Origin of the sequence: Verrucomicrobium sp. BvORR034 (genome assembly GCF_000739635.1) — a bacterium.
In the GTDB taxonomy this organism is placed as follows: domain Bacteria; phylum Verrucomicrobiota; class Verrucomicrobiia; order Verrucomicrobiales; family Verrucomicrobiaceae; genus Verrucomicrobium.
The window spans coordinates 1-13,770 of record NZ_BATQ01000139.1 but is presented as its reverse complement, the minus strand read 5'-3'; the positions used below and the strand labels follow the sequence as shown (position 1 = coordinate 13,770).

General features: G+C 61.0%; 11 protein-coding genes. 1 reads left to right on the top strand and 10 read right to left on the bottom strand.

Annotated elements, in window-relative coordinates; translation table 11 throughout:
- Positions 1-32: 32 nt before the first annotated feature.
- From BV034_RS23870 to BV034_RS23825, 10 genes are all read right to left on the bottom strand, one after another.
- Positions 33-5,123: a PVC-type heme-binding CxxCH protein gene (locus BV034_RS23870; RefSeq protein WP_050029481.1), complete on the bottom strand. Its 5,091-nt coding sequence runs from the start codon at positions 5,121-5,123 to the stop codon at positions 33-35.
- Between the two features lie 40 nt (positions 5,124-5,163).
- Positions 5,164-5,889: a FadR/GntR family transcriptional regulator gene (locus tag BV034_RS23865; protein WP_050029480.1), complete on the bottom strand. Its 726-nt coding sequence runs from the start codon at positions 5,887-5,889 to the stop codon at positions 5,164-5,166.
- Positions 5,890-6,577: 688 nt separating this feature from the next.
- Positions 6,578-7,462 (bottom strand): sugar phosphate isomerase/epimerase family protein, encoded by an 885-nt coding sequence (locus BV034_RS23860; RefSeq protein ID WP_050029479.1) that lies wholly within the window; start codon positions 7,460-7,462, stop codon positions 6,578-6,580.
- 68 nt (positions 7,463-7,530) lie between these two features.
- A complete protein-coding gene (locus BV034_RS23855; protein ID WP_050029478.1) occupies positions 7,531-8,337 on the bottom strand; it encodes an SDR family NAD(P)-dependent oxidoreductase in 807 nt (268 codons plus the stop codon).
- A gap of 51 nt (positions 8,338-8,388) precedes the next feature.
- On the bottom strand, positions 8,389-9,762 hold the full coding sequence (locus BV034_RS23850) for an FAD-dependent oxidoreductase (protein ID WP_265593394.1): 1,374 nt from the start codon (positions 9,760-9,762) through the stop codon (positions 8,389-8,391).
- A gap of 21 nt (positions 9,763-9,783) precedes the next feature.
- Positions 9,784-9,963, bottom strand: coding sequence for a hypothetical protein (locus tag BV034_RS23845; RefSeq protein WP_050029476.1), 180 nt, complete (start codon positions 9,961-9,963; stop codon positions 9,784-9,786).
- Positions 9,960-10,499 carry a nucleotidyl transferase AbiEii/AbiGii toxin family protein gene (locus BV034_RS23840; RefSeq protein ID WP_050029475.1) on the bottom strand — a complete coding sequence of 180 codons (540 nt, stop codon included), beginning with the start codon at positions 10,497-10,499 and terminating at the stop codon, positions 9,960-9,962. Before BV034_RS23840 ends, BV034_RS23845 begins: the two co-directional genes overlap by 4 nt.
- Positions 10,500-10,516: 17 nt before the next feature.
- Positions 10,517-11,548, bottom strand: a complete 1,032-nt coding sequence (locus tag BV034_RS23835; RefSeq protein WP_050029474.1) for a Zn-dependent alcohol dehydrogenase — start codon at positions 11,546-11,548, stop codon at positions 10,517-10,519.
- A gap of 47 nt (positions 11,549-11,595) precedes the next feature.
- Positions 11,596-12,300: an orotidine 5'-phosphate decarboxylase / HUMPS family protein gene (locus BV034_RS23830; RefSeq protein ID WP_050029473.1), complete on the bottom strand. Its 705-nt coding sequence runs from the start codon at positions 12,298-12,300 to the stop codon at positions 11,596-11,598.
- 63 nt (positions 12,301-12,363) lie between these two features.
- Positions 12,364-13,065, bottom strand: a complete 702-nt coding sequence (locus BV034_RS23825) for a GntR family transcriptional regulator (protein ID WP_050029472.1) — start codon at positions 13,063-13,065, stop codon at positions 12,364-12,366.
- Positions 13,066-13,303: 238 nt separating this feature from the next.
- On the opposite strand from BV034_RS23825, the gene BV034_RS23820 reads away from it, so the two are divergent.
- The coding region (locus BV034_RS23820) for a hypothetical protein (protein WP_265593393.1) at positions 13,304-13,770 on the top strand (467 nt) is incomplete at its 3' end.

The window sequence follows — 13,770 nt, the reverse complement described above, 5'->3', positions numbered from 1 at the left end:
GTTTTGATGGTGGGAGGAGGGCTGGGTGGGGATCACTTGGGCACCTTTAAGTAGGCGATGAGGTCCGCCAGAGACTGAGGGGTAAGCAGGGCCTCCAGGCCGTCGGGCATGAGGGAGACATTCGCGCTTTGCAGGCGCTTCAGACCACTCCGCAGCACGGTGCGGGCGCTGCCGTCTGCAAGGCGCAGCGTGAGGCTGTCGCCTGCCTCGCTGGTGATCGCTCCGTACAGCTGGGTGCCGTCGTTCAGTTCACAGAAATAAGCAGTGAATCCAGGTTCAATGTTCGCGCTGGGATCCAGGATGGAGGTGAACAGCTTGTCAGCTGGATGCTGCACGACGGTGCGCAAGTCTGGTCCCACGACCAATCCCGTGCCGTCCAGCTGATGGCAGGCCACGCAGGCCTGTGAAAAGACCTGACGACCACGCGTGGCGTCCCCCGGCAGGGTCAAGGCCGGGCGGAAGGTGTCCAGCACCTTCTGGCGGGAGGAGGGGGCTCCCAGCAGTGTAGAAGCGCGTTCTCTTAGCAGCTTGTCCGGATACTTAAGAAGACGGGACTGCCGCTGGATGTCCAGGCTGGCGGGCAACACCAGCCGGGTCTGTAGAGCGTCAAGCAGCCGGCGGGTTGCCTCGGGTTTCTCCAATACGACATCCAGTACGACCTCCCGCTGGGCCGGGCTGTACTGCGCCCAACTTTCCAGCAACGATACGGCTATTTCATCACTCCCACTGTTCCTCAGTGCGGCGGCGGCTGTCTTGAAATCGGCAATTCCGGTCCCGGGTTGCATCGCCTCCAGCAGCACGGCCACGGGCCCAGCTGGCTTTTCATCGTATGCCAGCAGCGCTGCAGCGGCGGCAATGCGCACCGTCAGGGGAGTGCTGGCAGCATCTCCCGTCCGGCGTAGCTTTTCGGTCAATGCCTTCTCGGTGGCGATAAGCGACTGCCAATCTTGAGAGTCAGACTTGGTTGCGGCCAGGACTTCCAGCCGGGTGCCCTTCCGCTTGAGTGCCTGCCATGCCGATCCCACCACGGCCGTGTGTTTGACGGTGGTTTCGACGTCTGCGTCAGCCATCGCGCGATCCAGCAGAGGGCCCATCAGAAGGGACAGGGCCTCAGCATTTCCTGCCCCTGCGGCGGTTTGCAGCAGGCCATCGGTCATGGCCTCGGGCATTTTCCTCTGTTCCGAAGCTTTGGCCAGGGCTGTGAGGTGGGGCTGGGCGGAGCTCAACGCAGCAGCTCTTATCATCTCGAAGTTGCCTGAGTCCTGAGCGAGTTGGATCAGCGCCTTGGATGCCACGGGGTCCTCCCAGCCCCACAAGGTCGTGGCAAGCTGAAGCCGGACTTTGGCATCGGGGTCATTTGCCAGCGCGCATGCGGCCCCGATCACTTCCTGCTCCCGTCTTCCTGCGGCCATTTGCAGGGCATTCTCGCGCACCTCGACCGCGGTATCCTGGAGTGCCTTCGCAAGTAGTCCAGATTCCAGGGCCCCCTTTGCATGGAGGATCCAAAGCGCATGCACCCGCGCCAACGGAGACTTGGATTCACTCCCCAACTGGCCCAGTGCCGGCAGCACAGATCGATCCGTGCTCCACGCCAGCAGCATATGCGCCTTGTCCCGTCGCCAGGCATTGCCGCTCTCCAGCGTGGCCGCAAGGTCATAGGGAGATGCCTTGTCCAGAGCCACCTTGTCCGTGGAGGGGGCGCGATCCTTCGCAAACACCCGGTAGATGCGACCTTTGTCATCCCCTTTGCGATAGTGGGGAAGAAGGGCGTTCTTTCCTGGATCCGGCAGCCACTGTGGGTGCTCGATCATGTAGCGGTACATGTCCGCCACCCAGAGCGCCCCGTCTGGCCCAGAGCGAACCATGACCGGGCGGCACCAGCGGTCTTCACTGGCAAAGAAGTCGTGCTTGCCCGCCATGACCTGACGAGCCTTGAAGGAGGGCCCCTCCGGTGTGAGTTCGAGATGTTGCACGAGGTTGTGGAATGGTTCACACACCATCGCCTGCTCTATTCCGGGAGCGGAGGAGCCCATCAGTCGAGCATCTCCCACAATCGTGGCCGAGCACGCGGAGGTGAAACGTCCTGCTTGATCGAAGCTGTGAAACCTCTGCTCCGGAGAGCTCACGGGGTACACGCGGGCATTGGGCTCCGTCAGCAGCACCTTGGGCGAAGGCGGGGCAACATGGGGATTGCGCTGCAGGTGCCGGTCCTCCAGAGCGTAGTGCCAGATGGGGTTGCTGTTTTGGACGCCGAACCACCGGCCCCATTCATCGCGATTGCGACCAAACTGTGCCGGACCGCTGAGAGGCTCGATTTCGCCAGAATCGGGCTTGAACCGGAAGTCCCGACTGCCCAAGGCGATGCGTTTGCCGGTCAGTGACGAGGTGATCTTTACCTCCTTGCCATAGGCCGGGGTGTGGCCTCCGTTGGCGCAATACACCCAGCCGTCCAGGCCCCAGCGCAGCCCGTTGACTCGCAGCTGCTGGTTGCCTTCCTGAAACCCTGAAAGCAACACGGTGCGTCCGCCATCGTCCACCTTGCCGTCACCGTTTTCATCCCGCAGAAACAGCACTTCTGGAGCCGCTGTGATGAGGCAGCCATCCCGCCAGGTCAGGATGCCCGTTGGAAACCGCAAGCCTTCGGCAAAGAGCGTGGCCTTGTCATATCGCAAATCGCCATCGGTGTCTTCCAGGATGCGGACTCTCCCTCCGGGCTGGCCTTTGCCATCTATGCCCAGCGGGTAGTCAGCCATCTCCACCACCCACAGCCTGCCTCTGGCATCCCAGTCAAAGGCCACCGGATCCAGCACCAGGGGTTCCGCTGCGGCCAGCGCCACCATGAATCCCTCTCGCACGTGAATGCGCTTCAGGGACTCCTCCGGGCTCAGAGGAGGTGTAGCCTCTGCCGCCTTGTCCGCATTTGGGGGTGTCGGAGTGGGGGCTGGCTCGTTTGCCACCACTGCTGGTGGCGGGATTTGTCCTGAGAGCTTGAACCGGCTGGCTATTTCCTCGCCCGTGAGAGCCCGTGCATACACCGCGGCCTCGTCCACCTTGCCCTCCAGCGTGGCAAAGCGATCGCAACGGCCTCCCAGAAACAGCTCGCTGGGGCCATCCGGGAGAGTGGAGGGCAGCTCTCCTTCTATCTCCGGTTTCAAATTGCCGTTCAGGTACACACGCACACGATCTCCGTCCCGTGTCATCACGACATGGTGCCAGGCCCGGAGCGCCAGCCGGGTGCGGCCGAGCAGAAGTTGTTTCCTCTGGTTGCCGTTGTAAACGATCAACCGTCCTGTCGATTCCTTGTCCACCGTGCCGCCGATCCCTACATGATCTCCGGCGCACTGGGCATCGCCGTCCTTCCCTCGAGAGAAAAGGTAGCCCGTCACCGGGCGGGCATCGTCTGGCAGGCCGTTCCAGAACCACATCTCCACCGAGTAAGTCTTCGGCAGGGTTGGCAGCAGTGCTCGCAGCCGCCCGCCCGCAAGGTGGATGGACCGATTGATCTCTCCACCTGAGAATCCCGCTCCATCGGGTCCGGGAAGGTAGAGCGCCACACCCTTTTCCATGGTTGCGTCCAGTTCTGCCTTGCCTTGCTCCTCCTGGGCATCGGGGATTTGTGCCTCCTCAAGTCGCCAGTAGGCCAGCGGCCCGGCGGCCAGCACTGCCTGGGCGTAGGCGCCGGCAGGGTGTTTTATCGAACGCCTCTTGCTCCCGCCTGCAACCTCCAGGGCACCCAGCAGGCTTTCCACGATACGTGGCTCTGCCTGCACTTCCAGCCCCGCTGTCCTGGCTGGCCAGGTGGTGTAGCCGCCCAGGAAATGTTGCTCTGGAGGGGGGATGTATCCCTCTGCTCCGTTGGCGAGGCTGATGTTGAAGTGAGCACCCAGGGGTGCCTGCGATTTCAGCTTCAGTCCGGTGAGGGCAAAGACCTCATTGGGAAGGGCAGCCAGGGTCAGGTCGCCGATCCGCCACGCCTGCAGGACGAGTTCCGTCTTTTGCTTTTCGTGCAGATAGAGCGCCTCTTTCGCATAGATCTCGGGTTTGCTCTGCGGGAGTCGATCGACCAGAGGGGCCACCACCTGGCGCGCCCAGGCCAGTCGATCGCCATCCGGCGTGCGGTAGTGCAGTGGCAGGTGCGTTTCCACCACGTTCAGGGGCACATGATTGTGGTGCTTCACCTTGGCCAGGGCTTCCGCGGCGCGACCTGCCACTTCTTCCGCGTATTGTGTCATGCTCACGTTCTTCGCGGGCTTGGCGTAGTCCCTCCACATCAGGTCGCCGCTAGTGCCCTGAGTCATCATGGCCACGAAGGGGCCTTCGCCCGAAGCCTGGCCCAGACGTTTTGCCACCTCCCGGCAAAACACACCGTAGTAGTCCGCTGACACGGCTGTGGCGCCAAAGTAATGCTGCGAGTAGTTGGCTAGTACCGCCAGCGGTTTGCCATCGAGCGTTTGCACGGACACCACGCTCAATTCGGGATCCACCGGGCCGGAGGGGCCGACATGCTGGGGGCTTTCATGCCCAGGGTGCATCATGGCCCGCACCGTGGACTGGCCAAACGGATCGGCCGGAACCTTGTCGGGACGGTAGATCCAGCGCCGGTTATGGGTGTGATCCCAGTCATCCACGGATGACCAGCCTATCCTGGCCGGTTGGAGGGCTTTTGCCGCCGCCGTCAGGGCTTCGCTGATCTTGCCCGGCAACCACGCGGCGTACTCGGGATCCTCCCGGCTGCCCAGGCAGCCCAAGGCGGAGGGAGCGCTGTGCGTGTGGGTGGCACTCACCAGCATGCGGCTCACAGGGATGCCGGTCTCCTTGGAGGCCTGCGCCTTCGCCTTGTCGATCAGTTCCCGCGACATCATGCAGGTGTCCACCACGCAGAGGACGGCTGTCACTTTTCCATCATCCAAGGCCAGTGCCCGGGCGTGTAGCCGATCATTGGCTTGGTGGGCCAGGCGCTCCGTGAAGTTGCCGTTCACTCGCACGGGGAACTTCAGGGGGGTGATATCCACTGCCGCCGCCCCAGCCCGGAAGACGGGTGGGGGCTCTGGGGGAGCGGCAGCCCAGACGGTCGAACACGCCAGTAGTGTCACCAAGGGCAGGGAGAGAGGGGACAGATTCATGCGGAAGAGGGAAAGACTATCTGGAGGGGGTGGGGAGTGATCAGTTGCCAGCGGATCTCTTGCGCACTGGCCGCTTCTTCGGCTGTAGAGCCAGTTCATCCAGGGTGGTGTCCAGATGCTGTCGCATCGCGGACTCTGCACCCGCCGCATCACGCCCCAGCACAGACTTCAGAATGATGCCGTGCTCGACGATGGCGGACTCGGTGGTCACCCGGCTGTAGCCGCGGGACAGACTGGCCTTCAGGAGATCTGTGAGCGACAGGAGCATCATAGCCGAGACTTGATTTCCTGATGCTGAGGCCAGCGCATGATGAAAGGCCATGTCCGCCTCAATCGCGGCCTTCAATGAGTCGGACGCCGCGAGACGGTCATACACTTCCTGCAAGTGGGTGCGTTGTTCTGGGGTGGCGTTCAGAGCCGCCAGTCGCGCGTGTTCCGGCTCCAGCATCAAACGCACCTGCACGAGCTGGCGCAAGCGTTCCTGCGCATCCGGAACCAGGAGCTCCACCGCCTGGGTCAGAGGTTTGTGCAGATTGTCTGTGGAGCGCATGCCCACACCCTGTTTCACCTCCAGTAGGCCCTGCGTCTCCAGGCGCTTCACCGCCTCCCGGACCACGCTGCGGCTCACGCCGAGCTGTTCAGACAGCGCCTGCACCGCTGGCAACCGTCTTCCGCCCTCTGCATCCTCGCCACGGGTGAGCTCCGCCAGCTGGGTGGCCACTTTTTCCACCAACGATGGAGGTCGGGAGATGGCGGTGATTTTCATGGGCAAGGGAGCGGGGATGGGAGAAAAATGGAGGTGATCATCTGATGGTCTGACCAGTGGGGGTGCCGGAGAATACGATGGGGTGGATGGGAGTCTTTCAAGCCGGCGCTGAGGGGACTCCAGACTGCTAGACGCCAGACATCAGACTTGAGGCCCGCTGCGCGAGGCAGACACAAGACTGGAAGACCCAAGACATAAAACTTGAGCTGGCGCGCTGCTGGAGCGTCGGGGTTCGAAGCGGCTGGGAGGTCAATTCTAGAACCCCCATCAACTAATGGCTGGATGTTCTCCAGTGCGTCAGAGTGGGGCGGCTTGGAAGTGGCGGGGGTATGGCGGATGTGTGTCAAAATCCCCAGCAGAGCGGTGTGGCCCCCTCTGGTCGGTTGATGTCCGCGCCAGGGTTGGAGTACCGCTTTTAAGCGGAATCAGGATTCGCTGGGCCCTTGAGGGTGCCCGCGGTGAAACGCGTCCGGCCAGCGGGATGAGGGTGCACGTCATGAGACGTTCGGGGCGTGATTCCGCTTAAAAGCGGTACTCCAACCCTGCTGCGGAGCGGGGATGTGGTTTGGTCGGGCCCATCGGGAAGGTGCCGAAGGGGTTGACGGTCATCCAGCCGGAAAACGACCTCATGGGACCCTGGGCACGGACCGGGACACGAATGTCCCTCGCTCCTCTTACTGATTCCGGGTCAGCACCAATGCGCTGCGATCTTCTTCCGCAAGAATGCGACGCTGCGCTCCAGTTGATCCATCCCCTCGATGCCGTCTTCGATGCTGATCCAGCCATCGAATCCCTTGCTTTTCAGCTCGGTGAAGATCGCATCGTAGTCGTTCAATCCCTTGCCGATTTCTCCGTGACGCAGGCGTTTGGCATAGCCGGCGGAACCGCCTTCTTCCTTCCGCAGATCTTCGATCGTTCCTTCAATCAGATAGCGGTCGCTGGCGTGCATGGTCACCACGCGGTGAGACACGCGACGCAGGAGTTCCAGGGGGTCCTCCCCAGCCAGATAGGTGTTGCTGGGATCATAGTTCACCCCAAAGGCCGGGTGGTCGATAAGGTCCACCAACTTGCAGAAGACATCCATCTTCTGGGCAAACTCTGGGTAGTCCCAGAAGTCGTCCTTGTAGTGGTTCTCGATGATGAGCGTGATGCCTCGTTCCTGCGCATAGGGCAGGCAGGCCGCGATGCATTCCGCCGCGAGGCTCACGCCCTGGTCCATGGTCAACTCCGGGCGACGCTGGCCGGAAAGCACCCGGCAAAACGAGCCGCCCAGGGCATGGGTCATGTCGATCCAGCCCTTCTGCTTGGCTATCTGCGCCTCACGAAAAGCGGTGTCGGGATGTGTGAAATCCGGTGAGCAGCACATCATGGGGATCACCAGGCCCAGATCCTCCACCTGCTTGCGGAAGCCTGCCCAGTTTCGCTCATCCGCCATTTCCAGGAATCCGGCGTACCATTCCAGACCCTGTACGTCCAGCTTGGAGGCAAGGCCGATCCACTCAGACAGTTTCATCGATCCGTCTTTGCAGAGCGCCTGCATGAAGGCTTTGGGGAATGCAGCAAGTTTGGGCATGGGAGAAGGAGAAAAATTAGGAATGATGAATGAGGAATTGGGAATGGGTTGAAACCACCACTTGCCTCTTACTGCTTGCCGCTCACCGGGATGGTTGAGGAGTCTTTGGGTGGGTTCCGGCCGATGAAGGGATGCTGCTCCAGATCCACGACCTGACCGCTAATGGGGCCGCTTTCATCGGCCAACCAGTACACCGCCGCCACGGCGATCTCGTCCGGCCAGAGGATGCGACCTGCAGGGGCATACACGCGTGGAACGTGAGTGTACCAGTCTTCTGGCAGACCGTGCTCCTTCTTGCGTTGGGCCTCGTTTTCGGTGAGCACCCAGCCGGGGTTGATCTGGTTTACGCGAACATGATCTTCGCGCATGAGTGTATCGCCCAAGTTGCGGGTGAGGGTCATCAGCGCTCCTTTGGAGACACTGTAGGGCAGGAGATTGGGTTCACCGCTCCATGCATTGACGGATCCGATGTTCAGCACGGCACCCCGCGTCTCTCGAAGCTGAGGAAGCGCGGCTTTGATCAGGGCAAACGGGGCGACCGTGTTGACCTCCATCATTTTGCGGAAGAAGGCCAGGTCGGTGTTGTGAATGTTGGAGGCCACGACCATGGCGGCGTTGTTCACCACCGCGTCCAGTTTTCCGAAACTCTTTACGGCCAATTCCACCAGGCGTTCGGGCGCGCCTTCTGCCGTGAGATCCTCGATGTGCAGCGTCGCATTCTCCGCTCCCAATTCCTCGATCACCTGCGCCCCCAGGTCCGCCTCCAGTCCGTGGATCACGACCTTGGCTCCTTCAGTGACGAAACGCTTGGCCATGGCCTTGCCAATGCCGGTGCAGCTTCCTGTGACGATGATGACTTTGTCTTTGAGGCGCATGGGTGGGGAGAGGGAAGAGGGGTAAGGGAAAAGGGGATAAGCAAGGGCCGCCTAAGCCGCATCAGTGAACGGTCCGGCATTCACGGTCGCGAGAACTTCCCGCACTTTCTGACCGTCCAATTCGGCTACGTTGGTGTTGTTTTTCAAGCCCAGGGCGGCGGCGCAGCCGGCGGCTTCGCCAAGGGCCATGGCGGTGACGGTGACGCGGGTGGAGGCATGGGCTCCGCGGGTGGCGGAGTGGCAGCGGCCGGCTACGAGGAGGTTCTCGATCTTCTGAGGGACCAGAGAGCGATAGGGGATGTCGTAGGGGCCGGGCTGGACCTTCTCGGGTTTGAAGTCGTTGGCGCTGCCTAAGGTGGTCTTGTTGGGGTGCAGGTCCAGGTACCAGCAGCCAGTGGCGATCGCGTCGGGGAATCGGCGTCCGCCCATGATCTCCTTTTCATTCAGCACATGCTGGCCGATGAGCCGGCGCGATTCTCTCACGCCGATCCACGGATAAGCTTCGAGGAAATAGGAATCTGCGAACGCCGGGATGTCCCGTTTCCACGCCTTGAACATGGCCAGGGCATCAGCCCGCCCTTGCATCTCTGCTCTGGACAGGTCAGAGGCGTCGGTGGGATTGGCTGGCACACGGATGCCGTGCACATAGACCTCGTCCTTGCCGAAGAGGAACATCACTCCCGGGCCGTAGAAGTAGGGGAGTTCGCCCTGGGCCTGGGCTTTCACCAGGGACTCGCGGCAGAGTCCGCCGATGCCCTTGGCGGGCTTCACGCCGCCGATGCGGAAGTGGAGGGTCAATGGCTGCACCTCGGCGCTTTGTTCGGTGGGCGCACCGGCCCAGGCGGCGACATCGGCATCGCCGGTGCAGTCAATCACGACCTTGGGGCGTACGGTCACCAGACCGTCTTTGTTGGCAATGGTGACACTACGGATCCGGCCATTGGACGACTCCGCCTCGCAGGCAAAGGAGTTGTACAACACTGTGAGCCGGTCTTTTTGCGCCTGTAGTTCCCGGTCCAGTAGTACCTTGAACTCAAACGTGTTGGGGATCGTCGGGTTGTGTGGTTTGATCACCTGCGCGTCAGAGGCACACACTCCGGTCTTGGACAGCAGTTCCAGGGCGATACCTTTCACCACCACGCGGTGGTCGCCAATGTTGGAAATACCATCGAAATAGGGCAACCCAACACTGGTGATGATGCCGCCCGCAAAAGGAGCCTTCTCCACCAGCAGCGTCCGTGCTCCATGGCGGGCCGCGCTCAGTGCCGCCGCGGTGCCCGCGCAGCCACCACCACACACCAGCACGTCTGTTTCAATGGTCTTGCGACCTGTGCCCGCGCCTTCACCAGTGCCTTCTGCCGCCAGCAAAGGCCCCGCCATCGTCGCCGCCACGGAGGAAGCTACAAATGTCCGTCGTGTGTTCATGGTGAAACGGCTGACGGTGTTTCAGTCTGCCCAGACAAAGGGCTCTGGGTTGGGGACTTCCCGTGCTCTCTCCTCACCGTGCTCGCGTTCCCAAATGGTCGCTTGCATGCGCCACTCGTTCAGAGCTGCCAGATCAATATCTCGTTCATCCCAAGTCGGGGAGTCGGTCGGCAGTTCCAGATCCAGAAGGTTGCTGTTCATAGTTCTAGCAGGACTTTGAGCTTATCGAAGATATGAGGTGGGGCATACCGGTCACAGAGGGCTTTTACTTCCTCCAGCGCTACCGAGCCTGGGTTCTTCTCAATCAATGCCGCAATGTCGTTCAGATCTTTTCTGGTCCGTCCGGGGTTGTTTTTCAAAGCGTGTAGCTTCAATGCGATGAAGCTGGCTACTGACGGACAGGTGACTTCAACACCTTGAAATGAGTGGGTGATAGAGTCAGATGAGAGCTTGGCAAAGGTACTGGAGTTCACCAGCATGACGTCAATGGGAAGGAACTTGGCATCGGTGGGATGCCAATAGCGGAGGAATGCCGGGGTCTTGTCGTGCTGGACATAGCCCAACATGGATGCAATCTCATGCACGACGTCAGCTTCATCGCTCGCGATCAAGATGTCCAAATCGCGTGTGTCGCGGTGGTAGTGGTGCGCATCCAGGCCATAGCCGCCAATGAGATGAAAACGAAGTTTTCCCTCGTCTTGGGCAGACGCCAGAGATTGGATCACTAGTTGAAGCATGGCCAACTATACAACGCTTACACCGGCTTCAGAACGGATTTCACCACCTCGCCACTGTGCATCTTCTCGAATGCCTCGTGCCATTCGGTCACGGGCCAGACGCCACCGATGATAGGTTTCACGTCCAATTGACCGCCTGCCAGGAGGGCGATGACGCGCTCCCACACGGGCCAATTGTGGCTGAAGCTGCCTTGCAGGGTCACGTTTTTCTGCACGAGGGGATCGATGGAGAAGCCCAGCGGCTGCGGACCCCAGCCCACCTTGGTGATCCAACCGTTGGGGCGCACCAGTTGCAGCGCGATCTTTAAGGTGATGCTGGAGCCAGCGGCATCGATCACGCAATCGGCGCCCAAGCCATCTCGCCGCTTGGCCCATTCCGTCGCGTCGCCGATGATGCCTTCGCAGCCATACAATTTAGCAATCTCCAGACGCTGACGGTCATTCTCCAGTCCCACCAGGGCGACCTCGGCCCCACACAGACGGGCCACTGCGGCGCACAGAATGCCAATGGTGCCTGGGCCAAGCACTATCACGCGATCTCCAGGCTTTAGACGGCTGTTCTCCACTACGGCATTGTAAGCCACACAGCAGGGCTCAGTAAGGCAGGCTTGTTCAAAGGCCAGCTTGTCCGGCACTCGGTGGAGGCAGCGGGAGGGTACGCGCACGAAGCGGGTCATGGCCCCGTTCACGCCGTAGCCGAAACCCTTGCGCGTGGGGTCCAGGTTGTAGAGACCCTGACGGCTCATGGGGTTGTTGATGTCGATGACAGCCGCCGTCTCACTCACCACGCGGTCGCCCTCCTTCCAGTTGATCACGTTTTTGCCGGTCTCCACAATGTGGCCGCCAAACTCATGGCCCAGCACCACCGGGTAGTTCACCGGCCAGCTATGGTCGGCTGTCCATTGGTGCAGGTCACTGCCACAGACGCCCACATTGGCGACTTCCAGCAGCACATCATCATCCCCGATCTCCGGGGCAAGGATCTCACGAATCTCAACTGACCCCTTCTCCGGGGCAAAGTTCACAACAGCAGCGGAAGCAGTTTTCATGGAATGCGGAATGCGGAATTTGATGATCTAAAACGTTGCAACGAGCACTAGGCGCTAAACCCGGGAACCACCTGGGAGTGCACGGCCTCACAGATCAGGCGCAGAGATCCTTCAAGATCGCCGTCGGCCGTCTTGAACGCATCAGCATCCACTGTGAGGGGAGCGCCCAACACCACAAGCGGCGCACCGTATTGGGGGCACTGGATGGCCTGCTCAAGCGTGAGGCCGCCTACGGCTTGAACGGGAATCTTGACGGCCTGCACCACCTCACGCAACTGATCGAGCGGGCTGGGCATGCGTTGACCGGCGGCGGCGATGCCACGGCGTTCGTCATAGCCGATGTGGTGGATCACATAGTCGCAGCCCAGATCCTCCAGCATCTTCGCGCCTGCCACCATGTCCGGGCAGCCAAGGTTATCACCCATAACTTTGACATTGTGATCCCTGCCGGCCTTCACCACGCACTTGATCGTCTCTTCATGAGCGCGGGCCATGACCACCACATGGGTGGCTCCGGCCTGCGCCATCATTTCCGCTTCCAGATAGCCACCGTCCATCGTTTTGAGGTCGGCCACGATCGGGATGCCGGGGAACGAGGCTCGCAGAGCGCGCACGCCGTGCAGACCTTCTGCCAGGATTAAAGGAGTGCCAGCCTCCAGCCAGTCCACCCCAGCCCGGATCGCCAGAGCCGCGGTCTTGAGTGCTTCGTCAATGTTAGTGAGGTCCAGTGAGATTTGAACGATGGGTTTCATGAGGGAGCAGTGAAAAGTGGAGAGTAAAAAGTGAAAAGTAGGGGAGGGGGCGGAATCGATTCCTCAAACATCTTTGCCCATGCCCAATTTGTAGTTGAGCTCGCCCCAGTCCGCGATGTGCTGGCGCATGGCTTGTCCGGCTTTCTCGGCATCGCGGTCGAGGATGGCATTGAGAATGGGGCGGTGACCGCGCAGCGCGTGGTCCGTCACCGGAATGTCGTGCGCTTTTTGCCAGCGATGGGCCTTGGCGAGAAGAAGTTCAAATTGGGTGCGCACCGTCCTCCAGCAGGTGAGGAGCCGTCCATGCCCTGCTGTCTGCATGATCAGATCGTGAAACGCCACGTCCAGCCGGCTGATGTTGGTCACGTCCGTCTCCTGTTCGAAGGCGTGCACGTTCTCCTGTAGAGCGGCGGCAGTTTCTGCGGTGAGATTCTCGGCCGCCAGTCGGGCGCTCATCACCTCCAGCGTCTGGCGTAGGGTCACGATTTCCCGCACGTCGTCGGCACTGAACTGCCGCACTTGGCAGCGCCCGCGGTGGTCAAACTCCACGACGCCGTCATGCTCAAGCTCTACCAACGCTTCTCGTACGGGCACGCGGCTCACGGCCAACTGCGCTGCGAGCTTGGGCTCGCTGATTGCGCTGCCCTCGGCGATTTGGCCAGAAATGATCGCCCGGCGTACTTGGTCCGCGACCTCCTCCGCCAGTGTGAAGCGGCGGACGGGTTGCAGGCCTTGTTGCGGAGTGCTGGTGTCGAGGGAGATCATCAATCAAAGGAATTTCCTAAACTGTATACAGTATATCTGAGTTGAGTCTACTAAGGTGGTCAAGCACTATTCTATGGCAGGGACGAGGCTCCCCGGGTGCAAGCATCCATGCCATTTGGGCCAAGCGATTCAGACTGTGACGGTCAGAGACATTTGAAACCCGGTTGAGTTTTTTGGTCCGCATTCCCGTCTCACTGGCTGGCACTCTTGGTGACTCCATTCTTTTCCCGCCCATCCTATGAAACCCTTTTCCACTACTCTGGTGCGCAGTCTCTTCGGCGCGCTGGCGGCCCTCATGATCTTTCCGGCCCTGCCTGCGCAGGCTGAAGGGCCGATTGATCACCTGAAGAAACGCCGTCGTCAGATCCACGAAAAAATCGGCGAGATCTTCTTCGGCCTTGGCCGGAAGATTGAAGATGCTGCTGACCGTGTGGAAGGACGTATGGAACCAGTCCCGCCGCCGCCAGGCTATCGGGGAGCACGTCCACCGCATCGTGATGATCCCTATTGGGTAGATGAAGATCCCAATTGGGAGCTGGAACTTCGCTATGAGCAGCGCCGCCAGCCCCATGGTCCCGGTCTGACCTATCCCGACGGCGCGCCCTACCCCGATGCCGGCATCCGCCGCCCTGCATATCGTGATCGGGAGCGCGTTCCACACGATGCTGCCCCACCGCGTGACCCCTCCTATGGTTACGGTTCCCC